Origin of the sequence: Pseudomonas sp. FP453 (genome assembly GCF_030687495.1) — a bacterium.
GTDB lineage: Bacteria > Pseudomonadota > Gammaproteobacteria > Pseudomonadales > Pseudomonadaceae > Aquipseudomonas.
Genome location: NZ_CP117435.1, coordinates 5,033,620 through 5,058,978, shown reverse-complemented (window position 1 = coordinate 5,058,978; position 25,359 = coordinate 5,033,620). Strand labels below are relative to the sequence as shown.

Annotated in this window: 16 protein-coding genes and 1 pseudogene; 12 read left to right on the top strand and 5 right to left on the bottom strand. The window is 61.5% G+C overall.

The features are described 5' to 3' along the window. Positions 1 to 140 precede the first annotated feature (140 nt). A complete protein-coding gene (guaB, locus tag PSH87_RS22925) occupies positions 141 to 1,610 on the top strand; it encodes an IMP dehydrogenase (protein WP_017478674.1) in 1,470 nt (489 codons plus the stop codon). 79 nt (positions 1,611 to 1,689) lie between these two features. Then, a complete protein-coding gene (guaA, locus tag PSH87_RS22920) occupies positions 1,690 to 3,267 on the top strand; it encodes a glutamine-hydrolyzing GMP synthase (RefSeq protein ID WP_017736806.1) in 1,578 nt (525 codons plus the stop codon). Positions 3,268 to 3,334: 67 nt separating this feature from the next. Here guaA and PSH87_RS22915 read toward each other — a convergent pair whose 3' ends face one another. After that, complete coding sequence (locus PSH87_RS22915) at positions 3,335 to 4,105, bottom strand: APH(3') family aminoglycoside O-phosphotransferase (protein WP_305431234.1); 771 nt, start codon at positions 4,103 to 4,105, stop codon at positions 3,335 to 3,337. A gap of 159 nt (positions 4,106 to 4,264) precedes the next feature. Between PSH87_RS22915 and PSH87_RS22910 the strand changes: the two genes are divergently transcribed. Further along, positions 4,265 to 4,519: a helix-turn-helix transcriptional regulator gene (locus PSH87_RS22910; RefSeq protein WP_017736804.1), complete on the top strand. Its 255-nt coding sequence runs from the start codon at positions 4,265 to 4,267 to the stop codon at positions 4,517 to 4,519. Continuing rightward, positions 4,503 to 5,738: a type II toxin-antitoxin system HipA family toxin gene (locus PSH87_RS22905; protein ID WP_305431233.1), complete on the top strand. Its 1,236-nt coding sequence runs from the start codon at positions 4,503 to 4,505 to the stop codon at positions 5,736 to 5,738. Before PSH87_RS22910 ends, PSH87_RS22905 begins: the two co-directional genes overlap by 17 nt. Before the next feature lie 16 nt (positions 5,739 to 5,754). Here the strand turns inward: PSH87_RS22905 and treR are convergent, their stop codons facing one another. Continuing rightward, entirely contained in the window at positions 5,755 to 6,459 is a 705-nt protein-coding gene (treR, locus tag PSH87_RS22900; RefSeq protein ID WP_017736802.1) for a trehalose operon repressor, read from the bottom strand. A gap of 216 nt (positions 6,460 to 6,675) precedes the next feature. Here treR and treP point away from each other — a divergent pair, with 216 nt between their 5' ends. From treP to PSH87_RS22875, 5 genes are all read left to right on the top strand, one after another. Beyond that, positions 6,676 to 8,118: a PTS system trehalose-specific EIIBC component gene (gene treP / locus PSH87_RS22895; RefSeq protein ID WP_017736801.1), complete on the top strand. Its 1,443-nt coding sequence runs from the start codon at positions 6,676 to 6,678 to the stop codon at positions 8,116 to 8,118. A 125-nt stretch (positions 8,119 to 8,243) separates the two neighbouring features. Then, a complete protein-coding gene (treC, locus tag PSH87_RS22890) occupies positions 8,244 to 9,890 on the top strand; it encodes an alpha,alpha-phosphotrehalase (RefSeq protein WP_305431231.1) in 1,647 nt (548 codons plus the stop codon). 69 nt (positions 9,891 to 9,959) lie between these two features. Beyond that, positions 9,960 to 11,180, top strand: a complete 1,221-nt coding sequence (locus tag PSH87_RS22885) for a carbohydrate porin (protein ID WP_305431229.1) — start codon at positions 9,960 to 9,962, stop codon at positions 11,178 to 11,180. Positions 11,181 to 11,365: 185 nt separating this feature from the next. Next, on the top strand, positions 11,366 to 13,882 hold the full coding sequence (gene ptsP / locus PSH87_RS22880; RefSeq protein WP_305431228.1) for a phosphoenolpyruvate--protein phosphotransferase: 2,517 nt from the start codon (positions 11,366 to 11,368) through the stop codon (positions 13,880 to 13,882). A gap of 2 nt (positions 13,883 to 13,884) precedes the next feature. Beyond that, positions 13,885 to 14,157, top strand: a complete 273-nt coding sequence (locus PSH87_RS22875) for a PTS transporter subunit EIIB (protein ID WP_305431226.1) — start codon at positions 13,885 to 13,887, stop codon at positions 14,155 to 14,157. A 141-nt stretch (positions 14,158 to 14,298) separates the two neighbouring features. On the opposite strand, the gene mltF is transcribed toward PSH87_RS22875, so the two are convergent. After that, a complete protein-coding gene (gene mltF / locus PSH87_RS22870) occupies positions 14,299 to 15,759 on the bottom strand; it encodes a membrane-bound lytic murein transglycosylase MltF (protein ID WP_026136794.1) in 1,461 nt (486 codons plus the stop codon). A 286-nt stretch (positions 15,760 to 16,045) separates the two neighbouring features. Here mltF and purL point away from each other — a divergent pair, with 286 nt between their 5' ends. The 3 genes from purL to PSH87_RS22855 all read left to right on the top strand — a co-directional run bounded on the left by purL (position 16,046) and on the right by PSH87_RS22855 (position 20,998). After that, positions 16,046 to 19,942: a phosphoribosylformylglycinamidine synthase gene (gene purL / locus PSH87_RS22865; RefSeq protein WP_305431224.1), complete on the top strand. Its 3,897-nt coding sequence runs from the start codon at positions 16,046 to 16,048 to the stop codon at positions 19,940 to 19,942. Between the two features lie 4 nt (positions 19,943 to 19,946). Continuing rightward, entirely contained in the window at positions 19,947 to 20,258 is a 312-nt protein-coding gene (locus PSH87_RS22860; RefSeq protein WP_017736794.1) for an NIF3 1, read from the top strand. Positions 20,259 to 20,719: 461 nt separating this feature from the next. After that, a complete protein-coding gene (locus PSH87_RS22855) occupies positions 20,720 to 20,998 on the top strand; it encodes a DUF6124 family protein (RefSeq protein WP_305431222.1) in 279 nt (92 codons plus the stop codon). Between the two features lie 104 nt (positions 20,999 to 21,102). Here PSH87_RS22855 and nagE read toward each other — a convergent pair whose 3' ends face one another. Then, a complete protein-coding gene (gene nagE, locus PSH87_RS22850) occupies positions 21,103 to 22,809 on the bottom strand; it encodes an N-acetylglucosamine-specific PTS transporter subunit IIBC (protein WP_305431221.1) in 1,707 nt (568 codons plus the stop codon). A 27-nt stretch (positions 22,810 to 22,836) separates the two neighbouring features. Then, positions 22,837 to 25,349 (bottom strand): annotated as a pseudogene (gene ptsP / locus PSH87_RS22845) (phosphoenolpyruvate--protein phosphotransferase). Positions 25,350 to 25,359 lie beyond the last annotated feature (10 nt).

Below are 25,359 nucleotides of genomic sequence, written 5' to 3'. Positions count from 1 at the left end.
CGCTCCGCGTCCCGCCGCTCACAGGGCGAACTTTAATCCATCTATCAGTATTACCAAGTTTGTCAGAGTTTTACATTGAGCCCGGCAGGGCGCATGTATATAATGGCGCGCTTCCATTTTCCCGCTCGGGAGCCCCCGCGATGCTGCGTATCAGCCAAGAAGCTCTGACATTCGACGACATTCTCCTAGTGCCCGGTTATTCCGAGGTGCTTCCTAACGAAGTCAGTCTCAAGACCCGCCTAACCCGTGGCATCGAGCTGAATATTCCTCTGGTTTCCGCTGCCATGGACACCGTCACCGAAGCCCGTTTGGCAATCGCCATGGCTCAGGAAGGCGGCATTGGCATCATCCACAAGAACATGACCATCGAGCAGCAAGCTGCCGAAGTGCGCAAGGTCAAGCGTTACGAAGCCGGTGTGGTCAAAGATCCCATCACTATCGAAGCCGACGCCACCGTGCGTGACCTGTTCGACCTGACCCGCCTGCACAACATCTCCGGTGTTCCGGTGCTGCATGATGGCGACCTGGTCGGCATCGTCACTTCCCGTGACGTGCGTTTCGAAAACCGTCTTGAAGTCACCGTCCGTGAAGTGATGACGCCGAAAGAGCGTCTGGTCACTGTCAAGGAAGGCGCCGACAAGAACGACGTGCGCGAACTGCTGCACAAGCACCGCATCGAGCGCGTGCTGATCGTCGACGACAAATTCGCCCTTAAAGGCATGATGACCGTCAACGACATTGAAAAAGCCAAGGCTTACCCGCTGGCCAGCAAGGATGACCAAGGTCGTCTGCGCGTTGGCGCTGCGGTCGGCACCGGTAAAGACACCGGCGACCGCGTTGCCGCGCTGGTCGCTGCTGGCGTTGACGTGGTGGTGGTCGACACTGCCCACGGTCACTCCAAAGGCGTGATCGACCGCGTGCGTTGGGTCAAGCAGAACTTCCCTGAAGTGCAAGTGATCGGCGGCAACATTGCCACCGGCGCTGCCGCCAAGGCCCTGGCCGAAGCGGGCGCGGATGCGGTCAAGGTCGGTATCGGCCCTGGCTCGATCTGCACCACCCGTATCGTTGCCGGTGTGGGCGTGCCGCAAATCAGCGCCATCGCCAACGTGGCGGCTGCCCTTGAAGGCACCGGCGTACCGTTGATCGCCGACGGCGGCATCCGTTTCTCCGGTGACCTGTCCAAGGCCATCGTTGCCGGTGCTTCCTGCGTGATGATGGGCTCGATGTTCGCCGGTACTGAAGAAGCACCAGGCGAGATCGAACTGTTCCAGGGTCGTTCGTACAAGGCTTACCGTGGCATGGGTTCGCTGGGCGCCATGTCCCAGGCGCAAGGTTCTTCCGACCGTTACTTCCAGGACTCCTCGGCAGGCGCCGAGAAACTCGTCCCGGAAGGCATCGAAGGCCGCGTGCCGTACAAAGGCACCCTGAGCGCGATCATCCACCAACTGATGGGCGGCCTGCGTTCCTCGATGGGTTACACCGGCAGCGCCGACATCGAAGAAATGCGCACCAAGCCAGAGTTCGTGCGGATCACCGGCGCCGGCATGGCTGAATCCCATGTCCACGACGTGCAGATCACCAAGGAAGCGCCAAACTACCGCGTAGGTTGATGCTTTCTGCATACGTTAAGTAACCGGGGCTGTTTTCAGCCCCGAGTTGTTTCTGAATTACATAGACGAGACTGACTCCATGGCCCTCGACATTCACGCCCACCGCATCCTGATCCTCGACTTCGGTTCCCAGTACACCCAGCTGATCGCCCGCCGCGTGCGTGAAATCGGCGTGTACTGCGAACTGCATCCGTTCGACATGGACGACGAAGCGATCCGCGAATTCGCACCCAAAGGCGTCATCCTCGCCGGTGGCCCCGAGTCCGTGCACGAAGCCAACAGCCCGCGTTGCCCGCAAGCCGTATTCGACCTGGGCGTGCCCGTCTTCGGTATCTGCTACGGCATGCAGACCATGGCCGAGCAACTGGGCGGCAAGGTTGAAGGTTCCGAGCTGCGTGAATTTGGTTACGCCCGTGTCGACGTGGTCGGCAAGAGCCGCCTGCTCGACGGCATCGAAGACCACGTTGACGCCGACGGCCTGTTCGGCCTCGACGTGTGGATGAGCCACGGTGACAAGGTCACCAGGATGCCGGAAGACTTCCACATCCTGGCCAGCACCCCGAGCTGCCCGATCGCCGGCATGTTCAGCGACGAGCGTCGCTACTACGGCGTGCAGTTCCACCCGGAAGTGACCCACACCAAGCAAGGCGGCCGCATCCTGTCGCGCTTCATCCTCGACATCTGCGAGTGTGAAGCCCTGTGGACCCCGTCGAAAATCGCTGAAGATGCCATCGCCCAGGTGCGCGCCCAGGTCGGCACCGACAACGTACTGCTCGGCCTGTCCGGCGGCGTTGACTCCTCCGTGGTAGCAGCCCTGCTGCACAAAGCCATTGGCGACCAACTGACCTGCGTGTTCGTCGACAACGGCCTGCTGCGCCTGCACGAAGGCGAGCAAGTGATGGCCATGTTCGCCGAGAACATGGGCGTCAAGGTGATCCGCGCCAACGCCGAGGACCAGTTCCTCAACAACCTGGCCGGCGAGTCCGACCCAGAGAAGAAGCGCAAGATCATCGGTCGCACCTTCATCGACGTATTCGATGCCCAGTCCAACAGCCTGGATAACATCAAGTACCTCGCCCAGGGCACCATCTACCCTGACGTGATCGAATCGGCTGGCGCCAAGAGCGGCAAGGCCCACGTGATCAAGTCCCACCACAACGTGGGTGGCCTGCCTGAGGAAATGAACCTCAAGCTGGTAGAACCGCTGCGCGAACTGTTCAAGGACGAAGTCCGCCGTCTGGGCCTGGAACTGGGCCTGCCGTACGACATGGTCTACCGCCACCCATTCCCGGGCCCGGGCCTGGGCGTGCGCATCCTGGGTGAAGTGAAGAAGGAATACGCCGACCTGCTGCGTCGCGCCGACCACATCTTCATCGAAGAACTGCGCAAGGCCGACTGGTACCACAAGGTCAGCCAGGCATTCGTGGTGTTCCAGCCAGTGAAATCCGTTGGCGTTGTCGGCGATGGCCGTCGTTACGCATGGGTCGTGGCCCTGCGTGCCGTAGAAACCATCGACTTCATGACCGCTCGTTGGGCACACCTGCCGTACGAACTGCTGGAAACGGTCAGCGGCCGTATCATCAATGAGATCGAAGGCATTTCGCGCGTTACTTATGACGTGTCGAGCAAGCCGCCGGCGACGATTGAGTGGGAATGATCCTGCGTTAGCAGGTGATTGCTGAATGACAAAACCCCGGCCTGGTGCCGGGGTTTTGCATTTGGGGCTAGAAGAACTCGTCGAGCAGGCAGTAGAACTTCATGCGCTGCTCGTCGGGCTCGACACCGTAGCGCTCAAAGAAGGGTTTCACCCACGCCTGGCCAAGCTCGCGTTCGATGCTCTGGGCGGCCAGGGCCAAGTCTTGATGGCGGTCACTGACGCTCAGCCGTGCACAGTCGATGAAACCGCTGAAGCGCCCGTTTGCCGCCATGAAGTTCGGCAAGTAGGCATCGCCGTGGGTTACCACCCGATCATGGGTGGTGGGCTGAGTCGCCAACAGTTCTGCAAACACTTCCTCCGCGCTTTGCCCCAATCGCTCGTCGTCGAAGTCGCTGCCGTCCACCAACCCTGCACGAATATTCTCCTGGGCACGTGGGATACGTACTTCAAGGGAGTGATCGAATGGGCAAAGCGCAACGGGCACTTGGTGCAAGGTACGCAGGGCCGTTGCCAGGATGTCGATGATCTGCGCGGCAGAAAGCTCGCTGGCGCTGGCCAGGTCCTGTCCGGGTACGGCAGTCATCAGCAGCCAATGGCGCTGGTCTTCTGTCACTTCATCGATAACCACGGGCGCAGGCAGATTCATTTGCCGCAGCCAGCGAAGGCGCTCGATTTCGTCTGCCAGCTCACCCAGTTCGTCAACGGGCTCGGACTTCAGGAACAGATCCGTGTTGTCGTCCAGGCGCAGGCGGAAGACGTCGGCGCGCGACTCGCCGATGGTCTGCTGCTCGATGAGTGCATGGGGGTGTTGGTCACGCCATTTTTTCGGAATATTCACGATGCTTCTTTCCTATTGATACCCATACAAGCTCTACTTCAAGCCGAAACCCTGAGCCTGGCGTCGTATGCAAATAAAAGACTATTCAAGTTTAAATGCATTGTATATGGTGCATAAGTTGATCTTTATCTATTTTGCATTGTATAGGATGCATTTTGCATGGGCGATTTGGGAGCATTGATCAAAGGACTGCGCAAGGCTGCCGGTCTTACTCAGAGCCAGCTCGCGCAACGGCATGGCATGAGTCGCGCGACCATCTCGGGGATTGAGAACAATACCATTCCAGAAGTGGGTATTCGAAAAGTCGCAGCGATTCTTGAGGGCTTGGGGTATGAGTTGACTGCCATTCCCATGCGTCGGCGCAAGACCCTTGATGAGCTGAAATCGGGAAACATCCATGACGAGTCAAAGTGAACGGCTGTATATCGGTGCAGGCGGTGTTCCGGCTGGAATACTCGGACGCAGTGAGGCCGACCGGCGCGATTCGGTTTTCTCGTACAACGACACTGTCGGCGAAGAGAATGCCGTATCCCTGACCATGCCGGTACGCCTGGAGAGTTACAACTGGGAGTACGGGATCCATCCTCTGTTCGAGATGCACATCCCCGAGGGGCATCTCAAGGACGAGCTTGTGCGGCGCTTTAGCAAGTCTGTGCGCGGCTTTGACGACTTCGCACTGCTGGGCATTGTGGGCCCGCATCAACTGGGTCGTATCAGTGTTGCCCATGACGCGGGGGGCGAGTCATTGCCAGAGGTCAAACTCTCCGAGCTGTTGGTGTATGACGGCGCCAAAGACCTGTTCGACGACCTTCTGAAAACCTACGCCGCCTACTCGGGGGTGTCGGGTGTTCAACCCAAGGTGTTGGTACGCGACCTTGACGACATGGGCGCTGGCATTGAGCGTCTCACCCATCGAGGCGCGACGCACTTGGTGAAGGCGTTCAACGAAGCTGACTTTCCACAATTGGCGGCCAATGAGTTTTTCTGCATGCGGGCTGCATTCCATTGTGGCCTTGAGGTGCCTGAGTTCCAGCTCAGCCAGCAGGGGAAATTTCTGGTGGTGAAGCGGTTCGATATCGGTGAAGACGCCTACCTCGGATTTGAGGATATGTGTGTTTTATCTGGATGGGGAACCGCAAAGAAATACGACGGCAGCTACCAGGGATGCGCGAAGCTGATCAGGTCATTTGTCACGCCCAGCCGTATCGCCGGAACGCTGGAAGACTTCTTCTTGATGGTGGCGCTGTCTGCGGGCATCCAGAACGGTGACGCACACCTGAAAAACTACGGCTTGTTGTATGAAAATTGCGCCGAGGACGCGGACGTTTGGCTAGCACCGGCTTACGATCTGGTGACCACCACCGTGTACAGCAGCAACGACATTATGGGGTTGTTGCTCGGCGGTTCGAAGGCTTGGCCCAAGCGCAAGATGTTGGTCCAGTTCGGACGCAGTTCGTGCAGCTTGTCTGAGGCGCGCTGCAACGAGCTGCTTGCCAGAGTGCAAGAGGGCATGACTCACGCGATGGCAGAGCTTTCAGCGTATCAAAGCACTCACCCAGCGTTCGCGGTGGTCGGGGAGAAGATGACTGCTGCGTGGACGGCAGGGCTGGCCAAGAGTATCGCAGTGCAATGATCCTCCCGGTTTATGCTTATCGCCGCGCAATATCCGAAAAGTAAAACTTATCCAACGTATGCCGCGACTCGGTGTACTCGAACTGCCGCCCATCCTGCAAAAACGTCTGGTTACTCACCACGATCACATGGCTTTGCCCTTCAAGGTCGAGGTGCGCCTGGTCGTCCTTGCTGCGGGGCAGGGCTTCGATGGTGCGTTGGGCGTAGGCAATTTGCAGTTGCAGGGTCTGTTCGATAAACGCGTAGATCGACTGCTCGGCAATCTCGCGGTCCAGCCCCGGAATCAGCTCGGCGACGAAGTGGTTGATGTCGAGGATCACCCGTTTGCCACCAATGCGCCGCACCCGCTTGATACGGGTAATCAGGGTGCCCGGCTCGGCTTCGATATGTTGCTGCAGTGAGCCTTCCAGTGGGAACTGGGTAAATTCCACCACTTCGGTACGTACGTCATCGCCCAGGTCGGCGTGGGTTTCGTAGAAGCTGACGATGCCGCCCAGTTGAAACTCGATGGGGTTGGGCGACAACACGAACGTGCCCTTGCCGTGGATCTTTTGCGCGAACCCACGCTCCTGCAATTGCTCGATGGCCCGGCGTACGGTGCCGCGGCTGGCCTGGTAGCTGTGCATCAGTTCGGTTTCGGAGGGAAGGCGCGTGCCGCGTTGCAGGCGTTCAGTGGTGATGCTGGCAAGCAGATCCGTGTAGATCTGGTTGTATTTGCTCATGGGGATGGCTCTGTGCCTTTGCGTTCAGGCAGGAACCTTAGTGGCATGGCTAGGGTTTGTCCATTCGACCTACAGTCAGTCAGGTCCTACACGGAATAAACTTTTTCAAACTCGTCTGTACGAGTTGTTGCTTTAACTCGTACAGACGAGTACTTTTGCCCTCGGCGTGCTGCCAATGACTGCCCCCAAATAAAAAAATCAAAGTGGAAACCAAGCATGAGCCACGACTATCCGAATATTGCCCGCGAGATCCTCGAACACCTCGGTGGCAGCGACAACCTTGAGCAAGCCGCCCACTGCGTGACGCGCCTGCGCCTGGCGCTCAAGGACCCGAGCCTGGTCAACAGCAGCGCGCTGAACCAGGTCGATCTGGTCAAGGGCTCGTTCTTTACCGGTGGCCTGTTCCAGGTGGTCATCGGCCCGGGCGAAGTGGAAAAGGTCTACGCCGCCCTGCGCGAACAGACCGGCCTCGCCGCTGCCACCATCGCCGATGTAAAGAAGAAGGGCGCCGACAAGACCAACGCCATGCAGCGTCTGGTGCGGGTCTTTTCCGATGTGTTCATGCCGATCCTGCCCGCGCTGATCATCGCCGGCCTGTTGATGGGCGTGAACAACCTGATGGGCGCCAAGGGCATGTTCATCGAGGGCCAGACGCTGCTGGAGGCGTACCCGAACCTCGACGGCCTGTGGAGCCTGATCAACCTGATGGCCAACACCTCGTTTGTGTTCCTGCCGGCGCTGGTGGGCTGGTCGGCGGCCAAGCGCTTTGGCGGCAGTGAAATCCTCGGCATCGTGCTCGGCCTGATGCTGGTGCACCCGGACCTGCTCAACGCCTGGAACTACGGCAAGGCGGTCGCCGGCCTCGACGGCCAGAGCCTGCCGTACTTCGATATCTTCGGCTGGTTCAAGATCGAAAAAGTCGGCTACCAGGGGCAGATCCTGCCGATCCTGATGGCCGCCTATGTGATGAGCGTCATCGAGAAATGGCTGCGGGCGCGGGTGCCCAATGCGATCCAGCTGCTGGTCGTGCCCATCACCACCATCGTGGTTACCGGTGTGCTGGCGCTGGCGATCATCGGCCCGGTGACCCGTCACCTCGGCATCCTGATCACCGAAGGCGTGGTCACCCTGTTCGACCTGGCGCCGATGGTCGGCGGGGCGATTTTCGGCCTGCTGTATGCACCGCTGGTGATCACCGGCATGCACCACATGTTCCTCGCCGTGGACCTGCAACTGATCTCCACCCAGGGCGGCACCTTTATCTGGCCGATGATCGTCATGTCCAACCTGGCCCAGGGCAGCGCCGCGCTCGGCGTGTTCTACATGACCCGCAATGCACGGGACAAAAGCATGGCGTCCACCTCGGCGATTTCCGCGTATTTCGGCATCACCGAGCCGGCGATGTTCGGCGTGAACCTGCGCTTCAAGTTTCCGTTCTATGCCGCGCTGCTGGGCTCGGCGCTGGGCAGTATTTTCCTGTCGCTGAACAAGGTGCAGGCGTCGGCCATCGGGGTCGGTGGCTTGCCTGGGTTTATCTCGATCATCCCGCAGTACATCCCGAGCTTTGTGATCGGGATGGTGATTGCGATCGTGGTGCCGTTTGTTTTGACCTGTGGGTTGAGCATGAAGATTGTTCGGCCTGGGTACAGGGTTGCCTGATCTATCGCTATCGCAGGCAAGCCAGCTCCCACATTTTTGATTTGTGAATACATTCAAAGGTGGGAGCTGGCTTGCCTGCGATGAGGCCCGCAAAGCCAGCACACAACTCTACTGAAGGAATCCCCATGCAAAACTGGCAACACTCGGTGATCTACCAGATCTACCCCAAAAGCTTCCACAGCCACGCGGGTAACGCCACCGGTGACTTGCTGGGCATCGTGGACAAACTCGACTACCTGCAATGGCTGGGCGTGGATTGCCTGTGGATCACCCCGTTCCTGCGCTCGCCGCAGCGCGACAACGGCTACGACATCAGCGACTACTACGCCATCGACCCCAGCTACGGCACCATGGCCGACTGCGATTTGCTGATCAGCGAAGCCGCCAAGCGCGGTATCAAGCTGATGCTCGACATCGTGGTCAACCACACCTCCATCGAACACGAATGGTTCCAGCAGGCGCGCAGCAGCCTCGACAACCCGTACCGCGACTTCTACATCTGGCGCGACCAGCCGAACAACTGGGAATCCAAGTTCGGCGGCTCGGCCTGGGAATACGAGGCGCAAACCGGCCAGTACTTCCTGCACCTGTTCGACCACACCCAGGCCGACCTCAATTGGGACAACCCCAAGGTCCGCGCCGAGGTGTTCAAGCTGATGCGCTTCTGGCGCGACAAGGGCGTTGGCGGTTTCCGCCTGGACGTGATCAACCTGATCTCCAAGCCCGCGGATTTCCCCGAAGACAACACTGACGGCCGGCGCTTCTACACCGACGGCCCCAACGTGCATGAGTACCTGCAGGAAATGCACCGCGAAGTCTTCGAAGGCCACGACCTGATCAACGTCGGCGAGATGTCGTCCACCAGCCTGGAACATTGCATTCGCTATTCGAATCCAGCGTCGAAAGAACTGTCGATGACCTTCAACTTTCATCACCTGAAAGTCGATTACCCGAACCTGCAAAAGTGGGTGAAAGCCGACTTCGATTTCCTCCAGCTCAAGCAGATCTTTTCCGACTGGCAACTGGGCATGCAGGCCGGCGGTGGCTGGAACGCGTTGTTCTGGTGCAACCACGACCAGCCACGGGTGGTTTCGCGCTTTGGTGACGACGGCGAGTACCGTGTGGTCTCGGCCAAGATGCTCGCCACTGCGCTGCACTTCCTCCAGGGCACGCCGTATGTGTATCAGGGCGAAGAATTGGGCATGACCAATCCGGGCTTCGACAGCATCGAGCAGTACCGCGATGTGGAGACCCTGAATATCTTCCGCCTCAAGCGCGATGCCGGTGAGTCCGAGGCGTCGAGCATGGCCGCGATCATGCAGAAGTCGCGGGATAACGGGCGTACGCCGATGCAGTGGAATGCCGGGGCCAATGCGGGTTTCAGCAGGGGCGAGCCGTGGATTGGTATCCCGGCCAACGCGGCGCAGATCAACGTCGAAAACCAGCTGGATGAGCCGGATTCAGTGCTGCATCACTACCGCGCACTGATCGCCTTGCGTCGCCATGAACCGCTGATCCAGCACGGTGTTTACCGCCAACTCCTGGCGGACCATCTCCAGGTCTGGGCCTACCTGCGCGAAGGCCAGGGTGAGCGCCTGCTGGTGTTGAACAATTTCTACGGCACGCCGTGCGAAATCCAACTGCCCGATGGCGTGATTAACGCGACGAGCGGGCAACGCCTGCTGATTAGCAACTACCCCGACCGCCCGCAGCAAACCGCGACAGTGGTGCTGCGCCCGTACGAATCGTTTGTGCTGCACCTCAAGGATTGAGACCCGTTGTACCCCCGTGTGGGAGCACGGGGCGCTGCAAAAACCATAATAAAAATATCGGAGTGCTTCATGAAAACCACGATAAAGCTGGGCCTCGTTGCATCCTGCCTGAGCCTGCCCTTTGGCGCTCAGGCCCTGGAATTTGCCGGCTATTTGCGCAGTGGCGCGGGGACGTCAACGGGCAGCGGCCCGCAGCAATGTTTCCAGTTACCGGGGGCGCAATCCAAATACCGCCTGGGCAACGAATGTGAGCAATACGCCGAGCTGGAACTGCGCCAGGACCTGCTGACCCTCGACGACGGCTCGGTGCTCAGCGTCGATGCGATGGCGTCGCTGTACAACAAGTACGACCGCGAGCTGAAGTTCCAGGGCGAGAACAACGGCTCGGCGCGCATGCCGCAGATGTACGCGCAGTGGTCCAACCTGCCCAGCCTCAACGGCGGCTCGATCTGGGCCGGGCGGCGTTACTACAAGCGTAACGACATCCATATCTCCGACTTCTACTACTGGAACCAGAGCGCCACGGGCGGCGGTATCGAGGACGTGCTGATCGGCGACCTCAAGTACAGCTACGCGATCTCGCGCAAGGACAACCTGTACCAGAAGGAATACGCCACCCGTCACGACTTCAACGTCGCCGGCTTCAAGACTAACCCCGGCGGCGAGCTGGAACTCGGCTTGAGCTATATCGAAAAAGCCGGCGGGCGCGACACCAACAGCGGTTGGGCGATCACCGCGCAGCACGTGCAAAAGCCCTTCCTTGGTGGAAAGAACAAGTTCGCCTTGCAGTACGGCGAAGGCCCCGGCACCGGGCTCGGTTACACCGGCAATACCTTCCTGGACAACAGCAGCAAGAGTTACCGCGCCGTGGAGTTTTTCGACTGGCAGGTGACCCCGCGTTTTGGCGGGCAGATCGAGGCGGTGTACCAGAAGGATATTCGCCCCGGTAGCCAGGACCAGACCTGGATGTCGGTCGGCGTGCGCCCGGCGTATGCCATCAGCGAGCAGTTCAAGCTGGTTACCGAGCTGGGCCATGATCAGGTGGATGCCACGGGCGGCACGCGCAAGCTGAGCAAATTTACCTTTGCGCCGACCTGGTCGCCCAAAGGCCCGGATTTCTGGGCGCGCCCGGAAGTGCGTTTGTACTACACCTATGCAACCTGGAACGAAGCGGCCAAGCGCGCGGCGAATGAGCTGGCGGCGGGGTCGGCGTTGTCCGACACGGGTTCGTACGGCACGGCGCGGCATGGGTCGAACTTTGGTGTGCAAGTCGAATACTGGTGGAAATAACGCGGATTCAAGTGGATGAGCTTTATGTGGGAGCGGGCTTGCCCGCGATGGCGGTGTGTCAGCCAGCAGTGTTTTGTCTGATGTACCGCTATCGCGGGCAAGCCCGGCTCCCACAGGGGCCCTCGCTGAATCTGAAATATGTTTCCACCCTATGATTTTTACAGAACACAACAACAGGTGAAGTCATGACCCCATCCAACCCCCTGGAACTGCTGGCACCCTTGTCCGGTGTGCTGCTGGCGCTGGACTCGGTGCCCGACCCGGTATTCGCCAGCCGCCTGATCGGCGACGGCCTGTGCATCGACCCGACCTCGCAGACCCTCTGCGCGCCGTTGGCCGGGGTGATCAGCAATATCCAGGACAGTGGGCATGCCGTCAGCATCACCAACGACCACGGCGTGCAGGTGCTGCTGCATATCGGCCTGGACACCGTGAACCTCGCCGGCAAAGGCTTCACCCGCTTGGTGCAGGAAGGCCAGCAGGTGGAGGCCGGGCAAGCGCTGATCGAATTCGATGCCGACTACGTGGCGCTGCATGCGCGCAGTTTGCTGACCCTGATGCTGGTGGTCAGCGGCGAGCCGTTTACCTTGCTGGCGAACGGTCTGGTCGAGGTCGGCCAGCCATTGATGCAGTTATTCCCAGGCGCGGCGGTTGACGCAGGGGATGAGGAGGAGGGCGATGCGCTGTTCTCCAAGCCGCTGACCTTGCCCAACGCCAACGGCCTGCACGCACGTCCGGCCGCGGTGCTGGCCCAGGCGGCCAAGGGGTTCAACGCGAGCATCTACCTGCACAAGCAAACCCAGAGTGCCAATGCCAAGTCGCTGGTGGCGATCATGGCGCTGCAGACCGTGCACGGCGACACCTTGCAAGTGAGCGCGGCGGGAGCGGACGCCGAGGCCGCGATCAAGGCATTGGTGGCGTTGCTGGCTGACGGTTGCGGCGAGACGGTCGCGGCACCGGTTGAAGTGATTGAGTCGGTATCGTCGTCGACGTTATTGCGCGGCGTGTGCGCATCGCCTGGCTCGGCGTTTGGCCAAGTGGTGCAAGTGACCGAGCCCGCGTTGAACATCACGGAACCGGGCAGCGGTGAATCGGCTGAGCGTGGCGCTTTGCAGCGCGGCCTGCTGGCGGCAAGCGAAGCGCTGCAAGCCTTGCAAGACAAGGCCAGCGGCAGCGCCCAGGCGCAGATTTTCCGCGCTCACCAGGAATTGCTCGAAGACCCGACCTTACTGGAACACGCCCACGACCTGCTGGCGCAAGGCAAGAGCGCCGCCTTTGCCTGGAACAGCGCCACGCTCGCCACCGTCAAACTGTTCCAGGGCCTGGGCAATGCACTGATCGCCGAACGCGCGGCGGACTTGGCCGACGTCGGCCAGCGCGTGCTCAAGCTGATCCTTGGCGTTCAAGACAGCGCCTGGGACTTGCCGGAGCGTGCGATCCTGATCGCCGAACAACTCACGCCGTCGCAAACCGCCAGCCTCGACACGCGCAAGGTCCTGGGTTTTGCCACCGTCGGTGGCGGGGCCACCAGCCATGTCGCGATCCTCGCGCGGGCCCTGGGCTTGCCGGCCATTTGCGGCGTGCCGGTGCAGGTGTTGGCACTGGCCAATGGCAAGCAAGTGCTGCTGGACGCCGACAAAGGCGAACTGCGCCTGGACCCCGACCTGGCGGAAATCGAACAGCTGGAAACGGCCCGTCAACAGCAGGTTCTGCGACGTCAACGCGAGGTGGCGCAGGCGGCTTTGCCGGCGACGACCCGCGATGGTCATCACGTCGACGTCAGCGCCAACGTCGCCTCGCTGCAAGAAGTCGAGCAGTCGTTGACGTTGGGCGGCGAGGGCGTCGGCCTGCTGCGGTCCGAATTCCTCTACCTGGACCGCAACCGCGCGCCAAGCCCCGAAGAACAAGCGGCCACCTACACCGATATCGCCCGTGCCCTGGGCAGCGAGCGCAATCTGGTGGTGCGCACCCTGGACGTCGGCGGCGACAAGCCGCTGGCCTATGTGCCGATGGACGCCGAGACCAACCCCTTCCTTGGCCTGCGCGGCATTCGCCTGTGCCTGGAGCGCCCGCAACTGTTGCGCGAACAGTTCCGCGCGATCCTCGCCAGCGCCGGTTTTGCGCGTCTGCACATCATGTTGCCGATGGTCAGCCTGCTGTCCGAGCTGCACCAGGCCCGCGCTATTCTTCAGGAGGAAGCGCTGGCGCTCGGGCTCACCGAGCTGCCCAAGCTGGGCATCATGATCGAAGTCCCGTCCGCCGCACTGATGGCGGATGTGTTCGCGCCCCATGTGGATTTCTTCTCCATCGGCACCAATGACCTGACCCAATACACCCTGGCGATGGACCGCGACCATCCGCGCCTGGCCAGCCAGGCCGACAGCTTTCACCCGGCGGTGCTGCGCCTGATCGCCACCACGGTCAAGGCCGCCCATGCCCATGGCAAGTGGGTCGGTGTGTGTGGCGCGTTGGCCTCCGAAGCGCTGGCGGTGCCGGTGTTGCTCGGGCTGGGGGTGGATGAGTTGTCGGTCAGCGTGCCGTTGATCCCCACCATCAAGGCCACCGTGCGCGAGCTGGACCTGGCCGACTGCCAGATCATCGCCCGCCAGGTGCTGGGCCTGGAAGAAGCCGCGCACGTGCGTGAAGCATTGCGCCAGTATCACGCGGCTACCGTTGAAACCTCACCTGTCGTGGAGCTTTGAGCATGTTCGAGAAATTGCAGCGGGCGTTCTGGAAGGCCCTGACCCCGGATCTGGTGGCCGAGACGGTGGCAGCGCCGGGGTTGTTGTCGGCTGAGGTGGTGAAGGCATTGGGTGGCGCGGAGAACCTCAAGTCGCAGCAGCGCGTGGCGCTGACGCGGGTGAGGGTGCAGTTGCAGGATGCAACTCGATTGGATGAACAGGCTTTGAAGGCGGCCGGTGTGCCGGGGGTGATGGTGTTGACGGGCGGCGTGGTGCACCTGCTCACCGGCCTCTAAACCAAATGCAGATCAAACTGTGGGAGCGGGCTTGCCCGCGATAGCGGTGGATCAGACAGCTCATGTGGCGACTGCCCCACCGCTATCGCAGGCAAGCCAGCTCCCACACAAGCCCGCTCCCACATGGGGCTGGTGGTGTTCTTAGAGCTTCGGGTTGTCTTCGGGCGGCTTGGTCTTGTCCACACCCGGCACATGCAAGTTGCCTTCGACCACCTGATTGCCTTCCAGCTGCGGCTGGGTCACCCAGGTCAAAATGTCGTAGTAGCGCCGGATGTTCGCGACAAAGTGCACCGGCTCACCACCACGGGCATAGCCGTAGCGGGTCTTGCTGTACCACTGCTTCTGCGACAGGCGCGGCAGCATCTTCTTCACATCCAGCCACTTGTTCGGGTTCAAGCCTTCGCGCTTGGCCAGGGTGCGTGCATCGTCCAGGTGGCCGCCGCCGACGTTGTAGGCGGCGAGGGCGAACCAGGTGCGATCCGGCTCGGCGATGCTGTCGTCCAGTTCGTCCTTGATCTTGGCCAGGTACTTGGCACCCCCCATGATGCTTTGCTTGGGGTCCAGGCGGTTGGACACGCCCATGGCCTGGGCGGTGTTCTGGGTCAGCATCATCAGGCCGCGCACGCCGGTCTTGGAGGTGACCGCCGGTTGCCACAGCGATTCCTGATAGCCGATGGCCGCCAGTAGGCGCCAATCGACCTTTTCTTCCTTGGCATAGGCGCGGAAGTGCTTCTCGTATTTGGGCAAACGTTGCTGCAAATGCTGGGCGAAGGTGTAGGCGCCTACATAACCGAGGACATCGACGTGCCCGTAATAGCGATCTTTCAGACGCTGCAGGGTGCCGTTCTTCTCGACCTTGTCCAGGTAACTGTTGATTTCGTTGAGCAGGCTGTTGTCTTCACCGGCGGCCACGGCCCAGCTCTGGTTGCTGGCGTTGCCGAGGTCGAACGCCACGCGCACGTTGGGGAAGTACACCTGGTTCATCGCCACTTCGTTGGAGTCCACCAGGGTCAGGTCGATTTGCCCTTCGTCCACCATGCGCAGCAGGTCGACCACCTCAACGGCGTCGGATTCTTCGTATTCAATCGCAGGATTCTGCTGTTTAAGCGCCGCCAATTGTTCGGCGTGGGTGCTGCCCTTGAGCACCATGATCTTCTTGCCCACCAGGTCCGCCGCATTCGTCGGGCGGGACTGGCCATTGCGGTAGATGATCTGCGGGGTCACTTCAAGGTAAGGATGGGAGAAACGTACCTGCTGCTGGCGCTGCTCGCTGCTGACCAGGCCAGCGGCAGCCAGCACCGGGCCGTTGGTCTTGCCCAACTGGCCGAACAGGTCATCGAGGTTGTCGGCGGTCTCGATCTCCAGCTTGACGCCCAGGTCATCGGCAAAGCGCTTGACCAGTTCGTATTCGAAACCGGTTTCACCGTTGCGGTCCTGGAAATACGTCGCCGGGCTGTTCCGGGTAATCACCCGCAATACGCCATCCTCCTTGATTCGCTCGAGCGTGCTGGGTTTATCAACACAGGCGCTGAGCAGCAGGAAGAGTCCGGTTGCGAAGAGCCATTTGGCACATCGCGGGCGCAAAGCAGTTGGGGAGAACATCTGCGCAGTATACGCAAACGGCCCACGGCGCCATATCTCGACAGCGTGGGCGTTGTCTGCTAGCCGCTGTAAAAGCGTGCTGCAGCCCGCAGAAATGGGGCTTTGCGCGGGATTGTGACGGTTAAAATAACTGCGCGACATCGCGCGGATTTTGCCCCGATAGCGTGCAAACCTGGCCAACTGACGTTCGGCAGCGGCCAGCGGTGCCGTTTCGGGTGCCGTTGGCGACGGTTTACGCTAGAATGCACGGCCTCAAAGCACACCCCTTCCCGAGGCTGTCCCGAAGATGTTGATCCTGCGCGGCGCTCCTGCCCTTTCTGCCTTTCGCCACAGCAAACTCCTTGAACAACTGAGCCAGAAGGTTCCAGCGGTTACAGGCCTGTATGCTGAATTTGCTCACTTCGCCGAAACCACCGGCGTCTTGACCGCCGACGAACAGCAAGTGCTGGCACGCCTTCTGAAGTACGGCCCAAGCGTTCCCGTTCAAGAGCCGACCGGCCGCTTGTTCCTGGTTCTGCCACGGTTCGGCACCATCTCGCCCTGGTCGAGCAAGGCCAGCGATATCGCCCGCAACTGCGGACTTTCGAGCATCCAGCGCCTGGAACGCGGTATCGCCTTCTATGTCGCTGGCCAGTTCAGCGATGCCGAAGCCGAGCTGATCGCCAGCAGCCTGCACGACCGCATGACCCAGATCATCGTCAGCCAGCTGGAACAGGCTGCCGGCCTGTTCAGCCACGCCGAGCCCAAGCCGCTGACCGCGATTGACGTGCTCGGCGGCGGTCGCGCCGCCCTCGAGAAGGCCAACACCGAGTTGGGCCTGGCCCTGGCCGACGACGAGATCGACTACCTGGTCAACGCCTTCAACGGCTTGCAGCGCAACCCGCACGACATCGAACTGATGATGTTCGCCCAGGCCAACTCCGAGCACTGCCGTCACAAGATCTTCAACGCCAGTTGGGACATCGACGGCGAAAGCCAGGAAAAAAGCCTGTTCGGCATGATCAAGAACACCTACGTGATGCACAGCGAAGGCGTTCTGTCGGCTTATAAGGACAACGCCTCGGTCATCGTCGGCTCCGTCGCCGGCCGTTTCTTCCCGGACCCTGAGACCCGCCAGTACGGCGCGGTGCAGGAGCCGGTGCACATCCTGATGAAGGTCGAGACCCACAACCACCCAACCGCGATTGCCCCGTTCCCGGGCGCAGCCACCGGTTCGGGCGGCGAGATCCGCGACGAAGGCGCTACCGGCCGTGGCGCCAAGCCAAAGGCGGGCCTGACCGGTTTCACCGTGTCCAACCTGCAGATCCCGGGCTTCGAACAGCCGTGGGAAGTGCCGTACGGCAAGCCTGAGCGCATCGTGACTGCGCTGGACATCATGATCGAAGGCCCGCTGGGCGGCGCTGCGTTCAACAACGAGTTCGGTCGTCCGGCCCTCACCGGCTACTTCCGTACGTTCGAGCAGTCCATCACCACCCCCCGTGGCGATGAAGTGCGCGGCTACCACAAGCCGATCATGTTGGCCGGCGGCATGGGCAACATCCGTGAAGAACACGTCAAGAAAGGCGAGATCCTGGTCGGCTCCAAGCTGATCGTCCTCGGCGGCCCGGCGATGTTGATCGGCCTGGGCGGCGGCGCGGCTTCCTCCATGGCCACCGGCACCAGCTCGGCAGACCTGGACTTCGCTTCCGTACAGCGCGAAAACCCAGAGATGGAGCGTCGCTGCCAGGAAGTCATCGACCGTTGCTGGCAGTTGGGTGACAAGAACCCGATCAGCTTTATCCACGACGTCGGCGCGGGTGGTTTGTCCAACGCCTTCCCGGAACTGGTCAACGATGGCGACCGCGGTGGCCGTTTCGAACTGCGCAACATTCCAAACGACGAGCCGGGCATGGCCCCGCACGAAATCTGGAGCAACGAATCCCAGGAACGTTACGTACTGGCAGTCGGCGCTGAAGACTTCGCACGCTTCCAGGCCATCTGCGAACGCGAGCGCTGCCCGTTCGCCGTGGTCGGCGAAGCCACTGCCGAGCCACAGCTGACCGTCACCGACAGCCACTTCGGCAACAGCCCGGTGGACATGCCGCTGGAAGTGCTGCTGGGCAAAGCCCCGCGCATGCACCGTTCGGCGGTACGTGAAGCCGAGCTGGGCGATGACTTCGACCCAAGCAAGCTGGAACTGGCCGACAGCATCGAACGTGTGCTGCACCACCCGGCCGTGGCGAGCAAAAGCTTCCTGATTACCATCGGCGACCGCACCATCACCGGCCTGGTGGCCCGTGACCAAATGGTCGGCCCGTGGCAGGTGCCGGTGGCCGACGTTGCCGTCACCGCCACCAGCTTCGACGTCTACACCGGTGAAGCCATGGCCATGGGCGAGCGTACGCCGCTGGCCCTGCTGGACGCCCCGGCGTCGGGCCGCATGGCCATTGGTGAAACCCTCACCAACATCGCGGCGTCGCGTATCGGTAAATTGTCCGACATCAAACTGTCGGCCAACTGGATGTCCGCTGCCGGTCACCCGGGTGAAGATGCGCGCCTGTACGACACCGTCAAAGCGGTCGGCATGGAACTGTGCCCGGAGCTGGGGATCACCATTCCGGTGGGCAAGGACTCCATGTCCATGGCCACCCGTTGGAACGAAGACGGCACCGACAAGAGCGTGACCTCGCCGCTGTCGCTGATCGTCACCGGTTTCGCGCCGGTCACCGACATCCGCCAGACCCTGACCCCGCAACTGCGCATGGACAAGGGCACCACCGACCTGATCCTGATCGACCTGGGCCGTGGCCAGAACCGCATGGGCGCGTCGATCCTCGCGCAAACCCATGGCAAGCTCGGCAGCCAGGCACCGGACGTCGATGACGCTGAAGACCTCAAGGCCTTCTTCGCCGTGATCCAGGGCCTCAACGCCGACGGCCACCTGCTGGCTTACCACGACCGTTCCGACGGTGGTTTGCTGACCAGCGTGGTCGAGATGGCCTTCGCCGGTCACTGCGGCCTGAACATCGTGCTCGACAGCGTTGCCGAGGATGCATCCGAGATCAACGGCATCCTGTTCAACGAAGAGTTGGGGGCGGTGATCCAGGTTCGCCAGGACGCTACCCCAGACGTACTTGCACAGTTCAGCGCTGCCGGCCTGGACGACTGCGTGGCAGTGATCGGCCAGCCGATCAACAACGGCGAAATCAACATCTCGTTCAATGGCGACACCGTGTTTGCCGGCCAACGCCGTCTGCTGCAACGCCAGTGGGCCGAGACCAGCTACCAGATCCAGCGTCTGCGCGACAACGTGGAGTGCGCCGAGCAGGAATTCGACGTGATCCTGGAAGAAGACAACCCGGGCCTGAGCACCAAGCTCAGCTTCGACGTCAACCAGGACATCGCCGCGCCTTACATCAAGAAAGGCATCCGCCCACAAGTTGCCGTACTGCGTGAGCAGGGCGTCAACGGCCAGGTGGAAATGGCGGCTGCGTTCGACCGTGCCGGTTTCAACGCGATCGACGTGCACATGAGCGACATCCTCGCCGGTCGCGTTGACCTCAACGAGTACAAAGGCCTGGTGGCCTGCGGTGGTTTCTCCTACGGCGACGTGCTGGGTGCCGGTGAAGGCTGGGCCAAGTCGGCGCTGTTCAACAGCCGTGCCCGCGATGCATTCCAAGGCTTCTTCGAGCGCAACGACAGCTTCACCCTGGGTGTGTGCAACGGTTGCCAGATGATGTCCAACCTCAGCGAACTGATTCCGGGCAGCGAGTTCTGGCCGCACTTTGTGCGCAACCGTTCCGAGCAGTTCGAAGCCCGTGTCGCCATGGTGCAGGTGCAGGAATCCAACTCGATCTTCCTGCAAGGCATGGCCGGTTCGCGCATGCCAATCGCCATCGCCCACGGTGAAGGCCATGCCGAGTTCGCAAGCGAAGAAGCGTTGCTCGAAGCCGACCTGTCCGGTTGCGTGGCCATGCGTTTCGTCGACAACCACGGCAAGGTCACCGAGACCTACCCGGCCAACCCGAACGGCTCGCCGCGCGGGATCACCGGCCTCACCAGCCGCGACGGTCGCGTCACCATCATGATGCCGCACCCGGAGCGCGTGTTCCGCGCCGTGCAGAACTCGTGGCGCCCGGAAGAGTGGAACGAAGACGGCGCGTGGATGCGCATGTTCCGTAACGCTCGCGTGTGGGTGAACTAAGACGGTGTACAAGCTCGCCTTCTTTGTGCCCGACAGCTTTGTTGAGACGGTGAAAACCGCCGTCTTCGCAGCTGGCGGCGGGCGCATCGGCAACTACGACAGCTGCGCCTGGCAAGTGCTGGGCCAGGGCCAATTCCGCGCGATGGACGGCAGCCAGCCGTTTATCGGGCAGGTGGGCCAGGTTGAAGTGGTTGAAGAGTGGAAGGTGGAGCTGGTGGTGGCGGATGAGTTGATCGTGGCTGTCGTGGCTGCTTTGAAACTCAGCCACCCGTATGAGACACCGGCTTATGAAGTGTGGCAGTTGGCGGATTTCTGATTCGTACGCTGCAAAAACAAGAAACCCGCTGGGCCAGTTTGGTCGGCGGGTTTTTTGTTGGCTGTGAGGGCCTCATCGCAGGCAAGCCAGCTCCCACATTTTGAATGTATTCACAGATCAAAAATGTGGGAGCGGGCTTGCCCGCGATGGCGTCAGCCCAGGCACCTCAGATCTTTCCCACATGCCTTTCAGGTTGTCCCTCGGAACTTGCCTCACTAACCTTCGCCAGTCGCTGCCAATTCAGCGACCGGGACTGCAAGCCTGCCGAAATCATGTTGGGAGCTAAGAAGCGCCGCTATAATCGTGGCGTTTTTCATGGTCATCATTTTGTGGTGGCTGTGCGTGGGAGACCTTCGGGTCTGCCGAGCTGCTCCTGACTCGGTCTTGCAGACCCGCGCACAGCTGCCTCCCATCATCTGCAAGTGATGTAGGCAGCTCCTATTTTTTTCAGGAGTTTTACCATGATCAAAGACAGTCCAAATCCCCCATTCAACTCTCTTCCCACCGACCAACTCTTCAGCGTACGACTCAGCCTCGACAGCGAAACCCTGCTCGCCAATGCCGCCCAGGATATTGCTTCAGTGCAGGCGCTGACGGGCCATTTGGCTTTTGAAGTCGACGGTACCCAGCGAGACATCGCACTGGCAATTCACCGGATGCTTGAAGGTATCCAGTTGATGGTGGATCGGGTGTTGGACTTGAATGAGATTCCTGGTCTCAACACTCCGGTCGCCAGTTAAGGCCAATCGCAGGCAAGCCAGCTCCCACAGTTTTGAATGTATTCACAGATCAAAAATGTGGGAGCGGGCTTGCCCGCGAAGGGGCCGGTCCAGGCACTGACGCGTTAAGCCCCAGCCCCAATCTGCCGGCCACTGACCAACCGCTCCAACGCTTCACCCAACCCCGACGCCTTGTCACCAATCAACAAGTGCCAAACACCGCTGTCCAGCTGGCTCACACCTTGGCAACCCAGTGCGGTCAGATCCGCCTCCGACAGTACCGAATCATCCCCTAGTTCCACCCGCAACCGCGTTATCGCCACGGCTTCCAGCTGCCGCACATTTGCCCGGCCACCCAAGGCACTCAGCCATTTCTCGGCTTCCTGCACATTCACGACGACCGGCTTATCCACAGGCACAACCGTTACCGGCGCACTGGCAACAAATGAAGGCATCGCCAAGCGAATCTCATCGGCAATGCTATCGGCCATCGGCCCGACCACGACCTGCAAACTTCCGCCATTGCCCGGTCGAACCACGGCCATGGCGCCCAGCGCTTTCAACTCTGCATCCACCGCCTTGTTGCGGTCCACCATGTCCAGGCGCAGGCGCGTCGTGCACGCGCCCACACTCAACAGATTCGAAGCACCACCCAATGCGCGGATATACGCGCTGGCCCGCTGGTTATCGGTCATCACCTCGGCCTGCACCACCTGAATATCCTCACGCCCCGGTGTCTTCAGATTGAACCGGCGGATGCAGTAGCTGAAAACGCTGTAATAAATCAGCGCGTACGCCAACCCCACCGGGAACACCAGCCAGCCATTGGTGGACTTGCCCCAACCCAGCACCATGTCGATAAACCCACCGGAGAAGGTAAAGCCGAGGTGGATATTCAGCAGGTTGGTGACCGCCATCGACAGCCCGGTGAGCAGCGCATGGATCAAATACAGGAACGGCGCGAGGAACATGAACGCGAACTCAATCGGCTCGGTCACCCCGGTCAGAAACGAGGTCAATGCCATGGACAGGAAGATCCCGCCCATCACTTTACGGCGCTCCGGCAACGCATTGCGGTACATCGCCAGGCACGCCGCGGGCAGGCCGAACAACATCACCGGGAACATGCCGGTCATGAACTGGCCACCTTTCGGGTCGCCGGCGAAGTAGCGCGTGAGGTCGCCGGTCACCACTGCGCCAGTCAGCGGATCGGTAAAGCTGCCAAACACAAACCACGCCATATTGTTGAGGATATGGTGCAGCCCGGTAACGATCAGCAGGCGGTTGAACACGCCAAACACGAACGCACCGAGGCTGCCGCTTTCCATCAGTAGCACGCCAAAGCTATTGATGCCGTGCTGGATCGGCGGCCAGATCAAGCCAAAGATCACCCCCAGCCCGACCGCGCTGAACCCGGTGACAATCGGCACAAACCGTCGCCCACCAAAAAACGCCAGGTACTCCGGCAGCTTGATGTCCTTGAAGCGGTTATACAGCCCGCCCGCCATCAGGCCGCTGGCGATACCGGCGAGCATGCCCATGTTGATGGTGGTGTCCATCACCTTGAGGGTGGAGATCATCACCAGGTAACCAATCGCCCCGGCCAGCCCTGCCGTGCCGTTATTGTCGCGGGCAAAGCCCACGGCAATGCCGATGGCGAAGATCAGCGCCAGGTTGGCGAAGATCGCCTGACCCGCATCGTGCATCACCGCGATGTTCAGCAGGTCGGTGTCGCCCAGGCGCAGCAGCAGGCCGGCGATGGGCAGGATCGCAATCGGCAGCATCAGCGCGCGGCCGAGGCGTTGCAGGCCTTCGATAAAGTGTTGGTACATGGCGTGTCTCCTTTCTTCTTGTTGTTGTCAGCTCAGCGGCCAGTGGTGTTGACAGGCTTGGCGCACGGCCTTGGCGCTGCTCAGGTCGAGCAGGCCAAGGCTGCGTTGCCGGCATTGCGCCGCGTCCAGGTGGCGGACGCGGTCCTTGATTTCGCCGATCTGCGGCGGGCTCACCGACAGCTCGCTGACGCCCAGGCCGATCAGCACCGGCGTAGCCAGCGGGTCGGAGGCGAGGGCGCCGCACACGCCGACCCAACGCCCATGCTTGGCCGCGCCCGCGCAGGTCTGCGCGATCAGCCGCAGCAGCGCCGGGTGCAAGGCATCGACGCGGGCGGCGAGGCCGGCGTGGGTCGCGGTCCATGGCCAGGGTGTACTGGGACAGGTCATTGGTGCCGATGGAGAGGAAGTCGGCGTGCCTGGCCAACTGCTCGGCCAGCAGCGCGGCGGCGGGCACTTCGATCATCACCCCGAGTTCCGGGCGTTTGGGTCAGTTCCAGCTCGGTGCAGAGTTCATCCAGGCGCTGGCGGATCTGCAGCAGTTCATCCACTTCGCTGACCATCGGCAGCAGGATGCGGCAACGCTGCAGCGGCGAGACTTGCAGCAGCGCACGCAGTTGTTGATCGAGCAGTTCCGGCCGTACCTGCGCCATGCGAATCCCGCGCAAACCCAGCACCGGGTTGGCTTCCACCGGCAGCGGCAGATAGTCGAGCTGCTTGTCGCCACCCACGTCGATGGTGCGGATGATCACCGTCTTGTCGCCCATGGCATCCAGCACGGCTTGATAGGCGTGGCGTTGCTCCTGTTCATCCGGTGCGGTGCGGCGGTCGACGAAGAGGAATTCGGTGCGTAAAAGCCCGACACCATCGGCGCCGTTTTCGTACGCCACTTGGGCCTCGGCGCTGGAGGCGACGTTGGCGGCCACTTCGATGCGCACGCCATCGGTGGTGCATGCCGCTTCTTGCGCTTGGGCCTGTTGCAGTTGGCGGCGCAGTATCTGCGCGTCGCGTATCTGATGCACCTCGGCGTGGCGCGCCGCGCTGGGGGCCAGTTCCAGGCGGCCATTGGCGGCGTCCAGTACCACGCGTTGGCCCTGGGGCACGTCGAGCACTTCGCTGCCCAGCGCCACCACACAGGGCAGACCCTTGCCGCGCGCCAGGATCGCCACGTGGGACGTGGCGCCGCCTTCGGCCATGCAGATGCCAGCGGCCTGTTGCGCGCTCAACTGCAACAAGTCCGATGGGGTCAGTTCATGGGCGCTGACAATCGCCCCGGCCGGCAACTCGAAGTGCCAGGCTTCGCCCAACAAGGCGCGCAGCACCCGCTGTTGCAGGTCGCGCAGATCATTGGCGCGCTCGGCAAACAGCGGTTTGCCCAGGCCCAGCAAGACCTCGCACTGGGCCTGGAGCGTATCGCGCCACGCGTGGGTGGCGGCGCTGCCCAGTTCGATGGCGCGGGTGGCTGCGTCCAACAGTGTCGGGTCTTCAAGCAGTGCGAGGTGGGCGGCGAAGATGTCTTCTTCTTCGACGTGCTTGCGCTGGCGGGCATGGGCGAGGGTGCTGCGGATTTCGCTGCGCACCTGTTCCAGCGCGACGTCCAACTGTTGCAGTTGTTCGTCGGCTGAATGCTGGCCGGTGTCTGGCGGCAGGTCGATGCCGGTCAGGCGCACCAGTGGCCCGCACACCAGGCCGGGTGCTGCACAGACGCCCTGCAACACGCCGGCTTCGCTGTTCGCGCGGCGTGGAGCAACGATAACGGGCGCTGGATGATCATCTTCGGTTGCAACGGACAGCGCAGCGACCAAGGCGTGCAGCGCCGCCTCGCAATCCTTGCCTCGGCAGCTGACACGCACCTCGTCGCCTTCGCCAATGCCCAAGCCCAGCAAGCCGATCAGGCTGTCGCACGCGGCCGACTTGCCGGCGAAGTGCAGTTGCGCCTGGCTGCTGAAACCCTGGGCGGTCTTGCGAATCAACGCTGCCGGGCGTGCATGCACGCCGCCACGATGAGTGATGCGAACGCGGGCGCTGGCTTCGGCCGTGGAGTTATCCACAGACGCCTGAATCGAAGCCGCCGAGCGCGCCACAATTTGCAGTAACGGCTCACCGACCTTGACGGTTTTTCCCGCCACCGACCTTAGCTCAAAGTGCTCGCCGTTCGTGAGAATGATCAGGCTGACCAGGCTTTTGCACTGCCGCGCAATCCGGTCCAGATCAAACTGCACCAGCGCCTGCCCCTCACGCACCCGCGCGCCATCCTTGACCAGCAACGCAAACCCTTCGCCGTTCAGCTCCACCGTGTCGATGCCCACATGCATCAGCACTTCGGCGCCGTTGTCGGCGCGTATCGTCAGCGCGTGCCCGGTGCGGGCGACATGGATGATCACCCCATCACAGGGCGCATGCAGGCAGTCGTTCAGCGGGTCGATGGCAATGCCGTCGCCCATGGCGCCGCTGGCGAACACTTCGTCGGGCACGCTGCCCAGGGCCAGCACGGGCCCGCTTAACGGGGCGCTGAGGGTCAATTCATTATTGTTGTAGGACATGGGCACGGTA